This window comes from Nocardia barduliensis, from assembly GCF_013315795.1.
In the GTDB taxonomy this organism is placed as follows: domain Bacteria; phylum Actinomycetota; class Actinomycetes; order Mycobacteriales; family Mycobacteriaceae; genus Nocardia; species Nocardia barduliensis.
Genome location: NZ_JABLTE010000090.1, coordinates 1 through 13751 on the forward strand (window position 1 = coordinate 1; position 13751 = coordinate 13751).

At 63.8% G+C, this 13751-nt stretch carries 11 protein-coding genes and 1 pseudogene; 5 read left to right on the plus strand and 7 right to left on the minus strand.

Going from position 1 to position 13751, the window contains the following annotated elements; translation table 11 throughout:
- From HOV91_RS29380 to HOV91_RS40630, 5 genes are all read left to right on the plus strand, one after another.
- Positions 1-1294: hypothetical protein (locus tag HOV91_RS29380; RefSeq protein WP_438822702.1), on the plus strand; the 1294-nt coding region annotated here is incomplete at its 5' end.
- Between the two features lie 18 nt (positions 1295-1312).
- Positions 1313-2833 (plus strand): peptidoglycan-binding domain-containing protein, encoded by a 1521-nt coding sequence (locus tag HOV91_RS29385; protein ID WP_174188560.1) that lies wholly within the window; start codon positions 1313-1315, stop codon positions 2831-2833.
- Positions 2834-2845: 12 nt separating this feature from the next.
- On the plus strand, positions 2846-6178 hold the full coding sequence (locus tag HOV91_RS29390) for a phage tail tip lysozyme (RefSeq protein ID WP_174188561.1): 3333 nt from the start codon (positions 2846-2848) through the stop codon (positions 6176-6178).
- A 124-nt stretch (positions 6179-6302) separates the two neighbouring features.
- Positions 6303-8627, plus strand: coding sequence for a CBM96 family carbohydrate-binding protein (locus HOV91_RS29395; RefSeq protein WP_174188562.1), 2325 nt, complete (start codon positions 6303-6305; stop codon positions 8625-8627).
- Positions 8628-9414: 787 nt separating this feature from the next.
- Positions 9415-9537 (plus strand): hypothetical protein, encoded by a 123-nt coding sequence (locus HOV91_RS40630; RefSeq protein ID WP_281371017.1) that lies wholly within the window; start codon positions 9415-9417, stop codon positions 9535-9537.
- 226 nt (positions 9538-9763) lie between these two features.
- On the opposite strand, the gene HOV91_RS29400 is transcribed toward HOV91_RS40630, so the two are convergent.
- The 7 genes and pseudogenes from HOV91_RS29400 to HOV91_RS29430 all read right to left on the minus strand — a co-directional run bounded on the left by HOV91_RS29400 (position 9764) and on the right by HOV91_RS29430 (position 13681).
- Complete coding sequence (locus HOV91_RS29400; RefSeq protein ID WP_174188563.1) at positions 9764-10129, minus strand: hypothetical protein; 366 nt, start codon at positions 10127-10129, stop codon at positions 9764-9766.
- 354 nt (positions 10130-10483) lie between these two features.
- Positions 10484-11314: a hypothetical protein gene (locus HOV91_RS29405; RefSeq protein ID WP_174188564.1), complete on the minus strand. Its 831-nt coding sequence runs from the start codon at positions 11312-11314 to the stop codon at positions 10484-10486.
- A gap of 114 nt (positions 11315-11428) precedes the next feature.
- Entirely contained in the window at positions 11429-12025 is a 597-nt protein-coding gene (locus tag HOV91_RS29410; protein ID WP_174188565.1) for a hypothetical protein, read from the minus strand.
- A 63-nt stretch (positions 12026-12088) separates the two neighbouring features.
- A pseudogene (locus tag HOV91_RS41140) lies at positions 12089-12265 on the minus strand (hypothetical protein); the annotation flags it as partial.
- A gap of 441 nt (positions 12266-12706) precedes the next feature.
- Positions 12707-12982 (minus strand): hypothetical protein, encoded by a 276-nt coding sequence (locus tag HOV91_RS29420; RefSeq protein ID WP_174188567.1) that lies wholly within the window; start codon positions 12980-12982, stop codon positions 12707-12709.
- A 91-nt stretch (positions 12983-13073) separates the two neighbouring features.
- Positions 13074-13406 carry a hypothetical protein gene (locus HOV91_RS29425; RefSeq protein ID WP_174188568.1) on the minus strand — a complete coding sequence of 111 codons (333 nt, stop codon included), beginning with the start codon at positions 13404-13406 and terminating at the stop codon, positions 13074-13076.
- A complete protein-coding gene (locus HOV91_RS29430) occupies positions 13403-13681 on the minus strand; it encodes a hypothetical protein (RefSeq protein ID WP_174188569.1) in 279 nt (92 codons plus the stop codon). The genes HOV91_RS29425 and HOV91_RS29430 overlap by 4 nt, the downstream gene beginning before the upstream one ends.
- Positions 13682-13751 lie beyond the last annotated feature (70 nt).

Genomic DNA, 13751 nt, shown 5'->3' on the forward strand with positions numbered 1-13751 from the left:
GCCTCAACCGGCCCCACCCCTGACGCCGGCGGACACGGTTTTTGCCTTCCACCCCGAGCAGCTGAGCAGATGGCTCGACGAGATCTGGCGCACCGGCGGCGTCGTCGCCTGGGCGAACGTGCTGTTCCCGGCGGAGGTGCCGCTCGGTGATGCGGGCGCCATCACGCGGACCCAGCTCCCGCCCGGCCCACTCATGACCGACTCGGGTGTCAACGTCCCACAGAGCACCTCACTCCTGCTCCCGCCCGGCTACAACCTGCCGCCGCTCGGCACGCAGCAACCCGCACCGTCAGAGCCACGTCCGTTCGGGCCGCCGGCGAGCTGGCAGCACATGATGTACGCATACCTCGTGGAGAGCACGGGCGTCTTCGAGATCCTTGGCGAGGTTGCCCGCCGTTACGCAGTCGGGGAAACGCTGCCGACGCCGAGGCTCGACACGATGGTGTGGCTGCGGGCAACGGAGGAGCTCTTTTTCCGTGACCCGCCGCTGTTCCGGGTGGGCAGCCTGACCAGCCAGTTGCGCCCCGACGCTGGGGTGAACAGGCGCAACGCGTACTGGCGGATGTTCGGGCTCGACCTGCCGCATCCGGCAGGCGCGCGGATCGAAGGGCAGCCGTGGAAGCGCGACACCGGAACGACCAGCAACACCCGGTTCCTCGAACTGTGGAACGAGCTGCTGCGGCAGGTGTGGCTCGGAATTGAAAACGTCACCAACACGAGCGGGCCGAAACCCACCGACGACAGCTACATCGCCTACCTGTCCCGGACGATCGGCGAGATGCTCCGGTTGCGTCGTCGCGGCGGAATGCTCTCGCGTGAAGAGTTCTCCTACGTCTGCATGCTCAGCTGGTTCCATCTCACCGTCGAGTTCGACAACTCCGTGGTTCTCGACCTGCACGCCACCGCCGGAGCAGGCGGCAACGCCGCAGATCGGCTCGCGGCGATCGGGGAACGGGTCGGAATCGCGCCGTCACGCCAAGCGCGTGAACTTTTCGAGCTGGCCGACTTGGTCTCGCCGTTGCTCTGGGCACTCGAGCTGCGGATGTTCGACGCGCCGCTGGCGGCGCCTCTGCTCTACAACGTCAATATCTCGCTGGCGGCGCGGATCATGAACCGCATTACCGACCTGTGGCAGTCTGCGACCGGGGAACGGGTCAAGGACCTGGCCGTGACTATGAGGCGAGGTGCGGCACCGGCTCGTTCGGCGCAGCCTGTCACACTCCCGCGTGAATTCGTACCGACCGCACCACGGCCGTCGTCCACCAACGGCAGGCCCGTCGGAACCCGGTCCTGACCCGAAGCCCGGCACGTCATGACCGAGTCGTCGGTGTTCGTCCCTCTCTCCGAGGCGCAGCCGTTCGCACCGGTGGTGTGGCCGGTCCGAGACGACGTGTTCGCCGAGGAGGCACTGGGCGAGTTCGGCGCAGTCGGGCCGTGCCGCGATGTCACGGTGGCGCCCACGGATCGTCCACCGGTGCTGCGTCAGGGCGCCGTCCACCCGAGCATTCGGGAGGTACAGCGTAAGTTGAACGCCTTCCACCGCCATCGTGTCGACAACGGCGAGAGCGGCCTGCCCCACGCTCCGCTGGTTCTGGACTGTGTCTATGGCACCAGAACCCGCGACGCCGTCAGGGCCTTTCAGGTCGTCTCCTTGCCTGGCCAGCTGAAGGAGCACGACGGCAGGGTCGGGAAAAACACCTGGTTGCCCCTTGATTCGATCGCGGTCGGCAGTGCTGGCGTCGCTGAAGTCACGGTCGAGACGTGCAGGTTCACCGATGCGAGCGGACGGGCGATCGACTGGGACCACATCATCGGTCTGCACGGAACGACCGTCGATGTCGAGATATCCGCATCCGGCCTGCCGGCCGCGGCGATGCCCGTCGCTGTCGTTGCTCAGATCGCCGCTCACCCGCCGAATCTCGTGACGTCTCCCGGCGGAGCACCGATTCGAGTCGACGTGCCCAAAACGGGGGCGGATCCAACCAAGCCCAGTCGAATCCGGTATCGCTCCTCGCAGCCGTTGCGCGAACTGGCTCCGCTGCTTCTCGGCGGCGATCTGAGCGTCGCCATCGTCGGGCGACGTGGCGCGACGAGCGACGGTGAGTTCCGCAGGAACCTGGACGCGTTGCATCGGGGCGCTGCGACCCAACCGCTGAGTGCCGGGTCGCGCACCGCCGACGAGTTCCGGGAGGCCCCGGACGCGTTCGACCTTTTCCGCGCGGGTGGTGTGCAAGTCCTCGAGGTGCGCGTCGCCCCACGCCCGCACTGGCGCGCTCCAGCTGGGCAACGGCGTCTCGGCAGGAGCCCGGCGAGGTTCTTCTACTACTCCGGACACGGATTGTCGTCGAGCGGAATGCTGGCCATTGATACACAGGGAAAGCAGTGTGGGCAAGGCGGGTCGACATTCGACAATTGGCTCGGGCCGGCCGAGATTCTTCCGCTGTGGACGGTAGGCGTGAGCCCGGATGTGCTGATTATCGCGGGCTGCTCCATGCTCAAGATCAATCTTGGTGAACACCTGTTCCTGAAGAAACCACTGGTCGGGCCCGGGCTGGCATGGTCACAACTTCTCGCCAACCGGCAGGGAGGCCTCACCGCGCTGCTCGGTTACGGGGGACGGGCGCCGTGCGACAAACCGAACGGAGACCGCATAGCAGCGGCCATGGCACGTCGAATCCGGTCGGGATCGACAGCTTTTGCGTGGGATTGGCTGACCGTCAACGGCGACAACAACGCCGACAACGCCGCAGCGATCGACGTGCAGGGCTTTTGGTGGATCGAGTCGAAGACCCTCGGCGGCTACCAGATCCGTGGGCCTTTGAAGCTCCCGTAGAAGAGGTGCATCATGCTCGACAGCGGCACTGAGTTCGCGCTCGACGGCGAATCTTCGGTCTTCGCCGAGTCGCAACCGGATGGCACGACCTTGGAGTGGCCCACGCAGGAAGACGTCTTGGCCACGCCGGACACAACGTTCGAGGCCGACGACCAACTCGAAAACAATTGGGAAACAGAAGAAGACGACACATGGAAGGCCAATCCCGCGGGCCCCGAATCGTACGCCGACGAGGTCGACTACGAAGGCGACGTCGAGTACGAAGCCGACGACTACGCCGATCCCGGCGAGTTCGGCGAGGTCGACTACGAGGACGACACCATCGCCGGTGAGTTCGACGAGGTCGTACCCGGCGAGGAAACCGAACTTGACGCCTACCATCAGAGCCGCCGGCGGGCCGCGGCCGCGACGCCGGCCGCGCCGGATGTATTGTGCAGTGTCATCGCGCGCATCGCGGAGCAGGAATTCACACGGTGGCGGCCGTCGGGCACCCGGTCGCTAGCAGAGACCGAACCCGCAGCCACGCCGATTCTCCAGGACTACTACCGAAATGGCGTCGGAGCGCCCGTCACCGCGGCGCAACTGCAGAGCCCCGAATTTCAGAAGGCGCATCCGTGGAGCGCTGTGTTCGTGTCCTGGGTGATGCGGAAGGCCGGCGCCGGAAACACTTTCGCCTACTCTGCGGCGCACCAGAACTACATTCGCGCCGCCCGGCACAACCGGCTCACACGGAACACCGCGAGCCCGTTCTGGGCGTACCGCGCCACCGAAGTAGCGCCGCAGGTAGGTGACCTCATCTGTGCAGCCCGGGCCAACAGCGGGGCGACATATGACAACATTGCCGACCCGCAACGACGGAGAACGCACTGTGACATCGTGACCGCGGTCCGTCCAGGGCGCATACGGGTCATCGGCGGAAACGTGCGGCAGAACGTCGACGAGAAGACAATACTCACACACCCTGACGGCCGGTTGCGTCTCGACGGCCCGCAGGCGCGATTCTTCGCCGTCATCAGGTATCAGGCCGGTGCCGACGCGCCACGACCCACGCCAGCGTCCACACCGTTGGCCGGAGTTGCGGCGGGCAAACTTGTGGTGAAGCAGCTGCCGATGCTGAGATCGCACGCAGGAACGCCACCCGATCTAGTGCTGAAGTGGAATGCGATGGCCCAGCCGTCGGCCGTCGACGTCGTCGTCCACCTCCACGGCCACCACGGGGGCGGAAAGGACATCGACATCAACGCGCGCAAGCTCCCGATCAGCGGACTGGACTTCGCCGACCCCGCGAGCCCCGCCGCTATCGGACGGACCACTCCCACCCTGCTCGTGCTTCCCCGTGGTCATCACGACCCCCAGACCCCGAAGGGCTACAACCCGGCGCGGTACACCTTCCCGGTATTGACCCGCCCAGGCGGGCTGCAACAGCTCGTCGACGAGGCCCTCGCCCGGTTCACCGCACAGACCGGGGCCGCGGTACGCCGGAATCGGCTCATCCTCACCGCGCATTCGGGCGGCGGTGCAGCGTTGATGCGGATCCTGGCGCACACGGATCCCGACGAGATCCACGCATTCGACGCGCTCTACAACGACGCGACACCGTTAATCACGTGGGCGAAACGGCGGCTTGCAGCCGGGACGGGTGCACTACGCGTGGTCTACCGTCCCGGCGAGGGGACCGCCGCGAACAGCGAGGCGGTCAACCGGGCGATCCGCGCCGCGAAGTCGCCGAACTTCCGCGTCGAACGAACCACTGTGGGCCACAGCAATATTCCGCGGCGATTCGGATGGCGAGTGCTCGCGGACGCTTCGGCCGACCTCCCCGGGGTCACCGGAGCGCGCGAGTTCGACGCTGAGGCTTACGACAGCGCGGCATACGACAGCGAGGAATACGACAGCGAGGAATACGACGAAGCTGCGCCGGAGTACACAGTCGGCAAGCTCGATGTCGAGTATGGCGACGAAGCCGCTTCGGACACCGGGGATTACTACGAGCCGGATCGGGAGGCCGAATACCCGAGTGATGTCGAGTCCGGCGAAGTCGAGGAAGCACTGCTGGAGGAGGCGACCGACACGGAGACCGACGCACCCGAGTGCGAGTCGTTTCTGTCGGGGCTCGTATTGACTAGCAGGCGGGGGCCCGACGATCCGGGCGAGGAACATTGGGACCCCCACAACACGGGCCTGCCGCTGTACGACACACCATCCGACATACGCGCGAAGAGACTGTCGGCCAACTTCACCGTCGGTGAACTGGTGACGAGCGGTGGAGTCCCGGCCGAGCGCGCCAGGATCTCCCCGGCGTTGGTCCGCTGCCTCCAGGCAATACGCGACCGCGCTGGCAAGCCGGTGAAGATCACCTCGGGCTACCGCTCGTGGAAGCGCAACGTCGAGGCATCCCGGCCCAACACGCCGAAGCTCAGCAGGCATTGCAGTGGCCAGGCAGTCGACATCACAATCGTAGGCCTGAGCGGACTAGACATCGCCAAGCTCGCCGTCGACTCGTGCGGCAACGAGATAGGGATCGGCGTCGGTAGGAACTTCGCGCACATCGATGTTCGCGGTTCGTGGATAGTCTGGTCCTACAAGGGTGTCGATCAGGCAAGCGTGCAGGCTGAACTCGGCGAGTACCGGCGCGGCCGAGACGCAGCGCCGGTCCGAATGCCCGGAGGTCAGGACGTCGAACACCGTTGCCGTCGCTGCGGAGCACCGCCGTCACCGCGGACACCGTCGGACTGGAACGACCGCATCCTTGCCGTAATGCAGTTGCTGATCGATCGATACGGCTACCCGGTGAACGGTGCCGCGGGTTTGGTCGGCAACCTGATCGCCGAATCGGCATTGCTGCCGAATCGGATCGAGGGCAGCACGGCTGACCAACCGATGCGGGCGCGCGACTTTGCGGGACGGCTGACAGACTTCACCGCCGAGCAGGTGCGTGACCGTGACTTTGCCGCCAAGCGCGGTCCTCGTCGACCCGGAATCGGTATCGCGCAGTGGACGCACCCGCGGCGTCGCGCGGGACTATTCATCCACAGCCTCAACGGGAAGGTGTTGGGCGCGGCGATACTGTTCGATCTCGGTGCCCAGGTGGACTATCTGGTGACCGAGATCAGACGCGGATTCCGCACGATGAACGCGACACTGATGGCACCGTGCGTCACGGTCAATGACGCCGCGGACGAAGTCGTCTACCGGTTCGAGCGACCCGGAAGTGTCGTGCAGGACGGCAAGCTGCTGCCGCGGGACGATCCTCGCGTGCAGCAGGTGTTCGAACAACGACGGTCCCTCGCGCAGCGCGCCCTTCGCGTATTTCGCGCACAACAACCTGTGAGCCGACAGCGATGATCTTGGTCCAGATCGCTGAACTAACCTATGCGCCAAGCCTTCTCGGTTGCTTGACTCCCGGCATGCTGCTTCTGCCGACCGTAACTTTTTGCACGGCAAGTAAGAGTCGCGCGAAGGGGGTTTCATGCTCAAGTACACGATCGCGGTGTTCTCCACGTTGCTCTTGTCTTTCTCGCTCTTGTCTTCTTCACCCGTGCGCGCTCAAAGCAGCGTCACGCTCACCGTGAGTGGCACGTTTAGCGGCACGACTCCGCGCGTCGTCGGCTATAACTTCCACGCGCTTCCGCGTCCTGACCAAGCGACTTGGATGCGTCACTCCGAGATGAGTGGCGCGCGCAACTGGCTCGACGAAGATTTGCTGTTCGAGGACCAAGGGCCGCCCGCGCCGGTCGCGAGCGCGACGCAGTTCATTCGCCGCCGGATGCATATGCGCACCGAGATCAACGACAGCATCCTCGGCAACGGGCCGAGCGCGCAGTGTGGCGCGCAGCTCAGCGCCAGCACGCCGAGCGCGTTCGTCGACTGGAACAAGGTCTTTGCGACGTGGGCCGGTAGCGGCAACGCAGAGACAATCGATGAAGAGGTTCGAGATGGTGACGATCCGCTGTTCTCGATCACGCTGTCGAAGTCTCGCGCTCCGCTCCGCACCGACACGGCCGAGCCGTTGTATTGGCAGGACCGTTGGATCCTGTGGCGCAACGTGTTTACGCACGCGTACTACGCCGCGACGCGCTGGCAAGCCGCGACTTGGCTGTTCTACAACGAGCCGAACTCTGCGACAGGTCTCACCAAGCTCGAGTTTGTCGAGCGCCTCCGGCTCGCATCCGACGCGGTGCAGCTCGCGATCAAGACGATCAATAAGCGACGCACGTACTGCGGCGACCCGCTCCTGACCGCGAAGATCGTCGCGCCGGCCACGCTCGGGAACAACACGCTCTACACCAACTCCGCGTCGCAAGCCTGGCTGAGTGGCCCCTCGCCTGAGGGCAACAAGGGTTACTTCTGCGATCCGGCGATCGTCGATGACACGTCCGGTAGCTGCTATGGGCGCTCGGTCATTCAGCATCGCGTGACCGACAATTTCTATGGTTGGTCGCTCGCGGCGGCCGACTCGTTCTCCACGCTGTTTCACACCTACGCGTTCCAGAAGTACGAGGGCATCGACGCAGCTCGCTATCAGATGGAGGACGTCTGGACGTATCTGGACAACTACCCCGGCGGCGCTCCACTCATGGAGGTCGCGCTGACCGAGACGAACATCGACCGGACGGGTACCTGGCCTTCGGGCACGACCGCGGACACGCCGAGCCAGTTCTCGAGGTTCGGTCAGATGCTTATTCATGACGCGTACGCCGACCCTGGCATCTCCGGCGTCGAGCCCGACAAGAGCCTCTACATCGCGAAGTTCCACCAGGACGCCGCCGATCCCAAGGGTTGCTTCCATATGGGTCGCAGAAATCAGGTCGGCGGCGCGACCATGCTCGCCGAGGTCGCGCGGCTCTTCGCGAAGGGCTTTTCGGGCGCGCATCCGCGCTACACCGTCAGCTCGAGCAACGCAGGCGTGAACGCGGTCGCGTCGTACGACGCCGCCAAGTCGGTGTACTACGTGATGATCGCCAATGGCTCGACCACCGACTTCAATGCGAGCCTGAATGCGAACGCGCTGAGCTTTGGGCCCACCGCGGTCATGGCCGAGACCGTGTCGGCCGAGCGCCGCGGCAACGCTTCGGTGATGAACGTCTCGAGCAAGACGTTCCCCGTTTCGGTGGCGGCGCAAAGCGTGACGCTGATGACAATTCCGACGCCGTCCGTCATCCGATTTACGACGCTGACGCCCGCGGCCGACGCTACAGTCAAGGGCGGTGTCAATCGCTTCACGAATTACGGCACTAGCTCCAATTTGTGGGCCGCCGGAAGCACGAACAGCGCGGGCGCCCGCAACGTGAGCTTCCTGCGGTTTCAAATCCCATCGTGGATCGACCGCGACGACATCCTTTTCGCCGTGCTCGATGTGTACGGGCAAGCGAAGACGACGGATGGGACGATCGGCATGAACGCGATCGCGCACGTCTACGGGATCGAGGACGACTCGTGGACCGAGACCGGCGTGAAGGGCTACAACGCACCAAACCTGGCTTACGAGGACACGCCGACCACGCGCATCGAGGACAACTTTGTCACCGATGTCGGCTTGAGCGCGGAATTCGTCGGCCACCTCACCGGGCTGGCGCAGGCCGGGCACTTTGGCACCGACGTGACGCGCTGGCTCAAAACGCAGATCGACAACAGCGCATCTTTCATGCTCACGCGTGAGATCCGCTTCAATCCAGGCGATGCCACGCTCAACGCCGAAGACACGCTCACCGACGCGACGCGCAGCGTCTGGATGGCGGCGCGCGAGGACGCCGACTCGTTGCGCAGGCCGCGGTTGATGATCTACACCCGCTGACGCCTTAGCAGTAAGTGGTCCTGACTCTGAAGGTCAGTCACCGCCAGGCACTCGCAAAACGTGCCGTCTTCACCGGAGTCGCCCGAGGAATAGTGCGGGGTCGGAACATCTTCCCTGCTCCAGGTTTCTTCTGTCTGGTCGGACGGCTGCCGTGACCCGATCTGTTCTCTGGCGACCGCTCTGGCGCGAAAGAGGGAGTAGGCCTATGGGCGGCGCTGCTTCGCCGAGTCGCCGATGGGACCGCGCCAGAACACGCGAGTCTGACGGTGAGTGCCGAAGCAGCGACGCCGGAACGGTGGAAGCCACCCGCACCCCAGTCGGGCGCTCGTAGATGACGGTCGCGTCTGTCGCGATCAGCCAGCGGCCACCGGCGATCGGCGTGTCGGATGCCTCGACGTAGATTTCGACTACCGTGAGTGTCGGTCGCGCGCGACCATTCCTGCTGTCGTGGCGGTTGCGGCCGCCACACCGGGCACGCCCGCGCGCGGTGCGCGCCGAGGCTGTATCCGAGGATCACGAGAACAGCGCATCGCATGAGCCGTCCGGGCAGCGGGCGCCCTCGTCGACCGGCACGGTCGGCGAACGCACACCCACGACTGCCCGAGTGACCTTCCCGCGCACCGTACACCGGCGCTCCAGGATCGGGGTGGGCCGGACGCGAGCGCGGTGCCTGTGCGGGGGTTGGGTTGTCTTTCACTGTCCGCGGTTCGGTGGTGCGCGGTTGCGGCGCGGGCCGGCCGAGCAGTTACGGCGGTGATCGTGCGAGGCAGGGAGTGGGTCGGTCGTGGTGGCTGAGCCTGTGTTTCCAGGCTGCTCGGTGTTGGTGATGGCGAGCCAGGCGCTGGATGCGCTGCTGGTGAAGCCCATGCGCGTGGGCGATGTCATCGAGGCTGACGATTCCTGGCTGTAGGTGGCCGCGGGTGTGGCTGATGAGTCCGGCGGTGGTGAGGACGGCCAGGGTGTTGTATCCGGCGCTGGGGCTCACCGACGCTGCGGCGAACACGTCTGCGGCTGTGGTGAGCCGGTCGCGGGTGATGAGTTCGTGCAGGCGGCGGCAGTGCAGTCCGAGGACGGTCCAGGCGGGATGGACGGGTTCGACCCGAGTGCGGCTCGCCTGAATCGGGTTGTGGCTTAGGTTATCTCTCGTTCATGGTCATCTCCTCTCGGGAAATTAGCTTTAATAGGTGGCCGGTCGGATAACGAAGAGGATGGCTCCTCGATTCGCTATCCGCCGGCCGTGTGAGCGGGGGTTGAACGCCGCTCTTTGTCCAACCGCTACTCGCCGGTCTGTTTACTGCGACGCTGCCGCGGGTCGACGCCTCGGCCTTGGCGATCAGCTCCGGATCCTGTTTCGCGGCTTCGATGTACCCGTCAACGGCCTTGAAGCATTCCTGCTTGAGGTTGCTTCCGCGCAGTTCGGCGATCCAGGTGAGCTGGGCGTGCCGGGCGGTGTCGATACGGATGGCAAGGGCGATCTCCTTGCCTCCTTCGGCTGTGGACATCGTCTTTCTCCTCTGTGTGAGCAGGCCGGTAAACGCCTCTTGCGCTTACGGTTACGGCCGCAGGACACCGATGACGGCCCACCGCGGGCGGCCAGTTGATGGGGGACATCGAGCTGGTCCGCCTCGCGGGGCACTTGGTCGGGTGGAGCCGCCTTCAGCTAATGACGAGCCGGGACACGGCTCAATCGTCCATTCGGGCGACGAGTCGAGTGCTCGGATGAGCGATCGGACACGAACGGACGGCAGTCATACAACAAGCTGAGTTACTCTATATGGCAATGGATTTCGTGTTGTTCAACAGCCAACGGTGGAGCTGGAGGTGGCTGACTGGCAGAAACGGCCCTCCACGGAACGCTACTCTTCTGTCTCTATGCCCCTGAGGTGTTTGGCTACGGCCGGTAGCGCAGTCACATCCTCTCCGAGCTTTACCAGGTGCGTAGCAATCATGTGACAGTACTGAAGGGCGTCCGGTCCGGACTCGAAGTCGAATCGTAAACGACTCTTCTCCGACGGATTTCCGGGGAGCTTCACTGTCATGCCCCACCTTCCATCGAAGCGATCCATCCAACACGTCGTTTGTCCATTGGTCAGTGGATCGTAATGTGCGACGCAGTCGCGATAGTCGGCGAGAGTCTCGCCGTAGGTATCCCAGCTGTTCGCAAGAGTTTTTGCGAATTCCGCTGGAAGCAACGGTGATTTCACCGCCGTTCTGATCGACCTCCAGCGGCCAGACGACCCCGAACTGTGATGCTTCCATAGGACCTTACGAATTACTTCGTACACTCTTCGCGCCGCGCCGAGCAGTGCGTCGATCTCGTAGAATATACGGGGATCGGATACGTTTCCTTGCGCTGTATCCTTTGGGTGTGGATAGGTATCCTCGAAGAGCTGACAGCCACGAGCATAGAGAGTTATCAGCTGATTCAGGTGATACAGCGTCGAGTGAAGTGCGTAACGGAGATCGTACTCTTCGTAGAAATCCGAAATTGTGTGGGCGCGGTCGATCCTGGTGATGTTTAGTGTTCGCTCATTGAGAGAGGAACCATCGACGTCGACAACTGTAAGCGTGAAGCCTGAGTAGATCGGAATGCGCGTCGTTGCGATTACGCCGCAGGAGGAGATTTTCGTCCGAGACGGCACGACGATGCCGTGCTCAAGCACGTTGATGTCATCTGGGTATTTCATCGCGATCCTCGACTCGTCGGCAACCGTAGATCCCAAAACACCTATCGCAGTTCTGGTTGGATGGATACGCTACCGATTGAAATCATGGTCTGCCCACTAAAATTCCGCGACCTGCTAGCCCATTCCCGCCCGACGTTCGTCTGCCGATTCAGGTTCGAAAGAGGGCAGATCCATCAGCTCGCCGAAAATTACAATCAGCGAGTCAATGTCGCCCACAGCTTCTTTGGGTCGCACAACGATAACTGCGGTCTTCCAATCGCTGTCCGGCCCTCCGCCACCCCTCAGAACCATGTCCACAGATGCGCCGAAAGCGACTAGATTATGGCTAGAGAGTTCATCCAGCAATTCACGCATAGAGCGCTCGGCCTCGCGAATACCAGTGCGGCCTTGATCTTCCACCTCAAGACTAACTTCTCCCCAATCCCGCGCTGAAGTCAGGAACACATCCGCGCTATCGCATGCTTCTGCAGAAGCCTCATCCTCGTCCGGACTTTCAAGCATGTAGCCATGAGACTTATGAACAACGTTCCACGCTTGCTTCCCTGTGGTAATTCTCGGTAGCACCACGGGTCGTTCGGGATCCTTCAGTACCACCCGGGTCGGTCCAGAGTAGGTTTGCACCGTGTGAAGCCGCGAATGAACCCATCTCTCGTGCTTCGTCTTCAACGCCTTAAGGACTTCGACGGTGTACTTGGCGGTCTGCTCGTCCACCACGCGATGGTGATTTCGGCAAAGCAGAATCAGGTTTTCATTGCTGTCGATGTCAACCTCGAGGGGTACACCAACGCGTGGGCCACCAGGCGACTGCGCGACAATGTGCGCCTCTTCGCCGATGAGAGCATCCCGGTCCTCCTCAGCCTTGGCGGGCTCTACGAGCGTGTGTCGGCAGATTGCGCACTTTGCCGCCGCGAGACCCCAGAGCTGCTTCCGATCCCGATCAGTTATCGCCACAGGCAGGTGACGCTACACCGAACCACCGACATCTGTAGGCAGACAGCAGCTTTGCGAAGCCTGAGCATCGCCGTTACTCCAACGCCTTCCACACCGACCATGGACGTGTTCCACAATCGCCTCTGATGGTCGCCAATCGGTGCCGAGCCTGCTCCTCGAACGCTGGATTCGCTGATGCCGTGTGCACTGCCATCGTGGTCATGTGGAACTCCCGGATATCGCGGAGCAGTTCGAAGCCTGCCCACTCTGTGACGTCATGGCCATACACGCTGCAGAACTCGTCGTACTGCTCCTCGGTGATCCACCAGAACGATCTCCACTTGATCGCCGTGTGCACCAGATCCTACTCCGGCGGCCCGATTGAGGTCCGCTCCAGATCAAGCAGGACGACTCGGCCGTCGTCCGTGGCGGCCACGTTGCCGACCCAGGCACCACCGTGAATCACACCAAGGCAAGCCTTTCGGCAGTCCCCCTCCACCTCTGCTGCAGATCGGCGATACGTGCGCGCAGCCACTGCCGATCTTCGTCGCTCCAGCTCTGGGCAGCCCCGATCCGCTCCTCCAGTCGTACGAACGGCGCCACTTCGCCAATATTAAAATCTGCCGGCGGCGGCAGGCGATGCAGTTGCTTGAGGAGCGCGGCCACCTGCTTCCGTTTCCCGACGCCTCGCGCTGCTGAGGCGTGAGCGAAATGAATGCCTGCCAACCACTCGCTCACGCCGCTGACGCCCTCGCAGCCACCCTCAACACACCGGCACCCGGCATCGAGGTTGATGCAGCTGACGCCGACCCCAGCAATCCCAACCCGCCTATGCGGTGCGGCGCAGTCCGGCGAGCACCCGCTTCAGGTCAGCGGCCGATACCTGGTAGTCGTCCTCGACCTCGGCCAAGCCCTCGTCCACCCAGCCTCGGATAAGTTCGGCGAGGTCGATGCCACGCTTGCGAGCCTCCGCTTCGGCCCGCTTCCTCTGGCGCATCCTCAGCCGCACCGTGGTCACCACGAACGGGTCTTCGTCGGCAGTGGAAGGCAGCACCGTCTCGGCGTCCACCGGCTCGCCGAACACCAGCTCGCCTGCCTCGGCGGCGGCGGCCAGTTCCTCACCCTCGAGCAGGGCCTTCGTGTCCTTGTCCTGTGCGCTCATTGGTTGTTCTCCCACTCCTCGAACGCGGCTTGCTGCTGCGGGGTCATCGGCGCGGCGTAGGTGATCTGCTGATCCCGGCCCTCCAGCGGCCGCAGGACGACCAGGATCGGCGCGCCCGCCGGTGTACGGGTCCAGACCGCCAGCCCGCGAGCACCGGACTTCGTCTCGACCCGCTGCACCCATCGACGCCGCGCGTCCAGTAGCGCCGCGATCACCTCATCGGTGCCCAGACCCTGCAGACGACTGATCGCCGATGGCAGCCACTCATAACCCACCCACCAGAGAATACCTCGAGCATCTCCGCAGATCAGCGCGTATGAGCGAGTCGTGCGCTGAGGGCTGGGT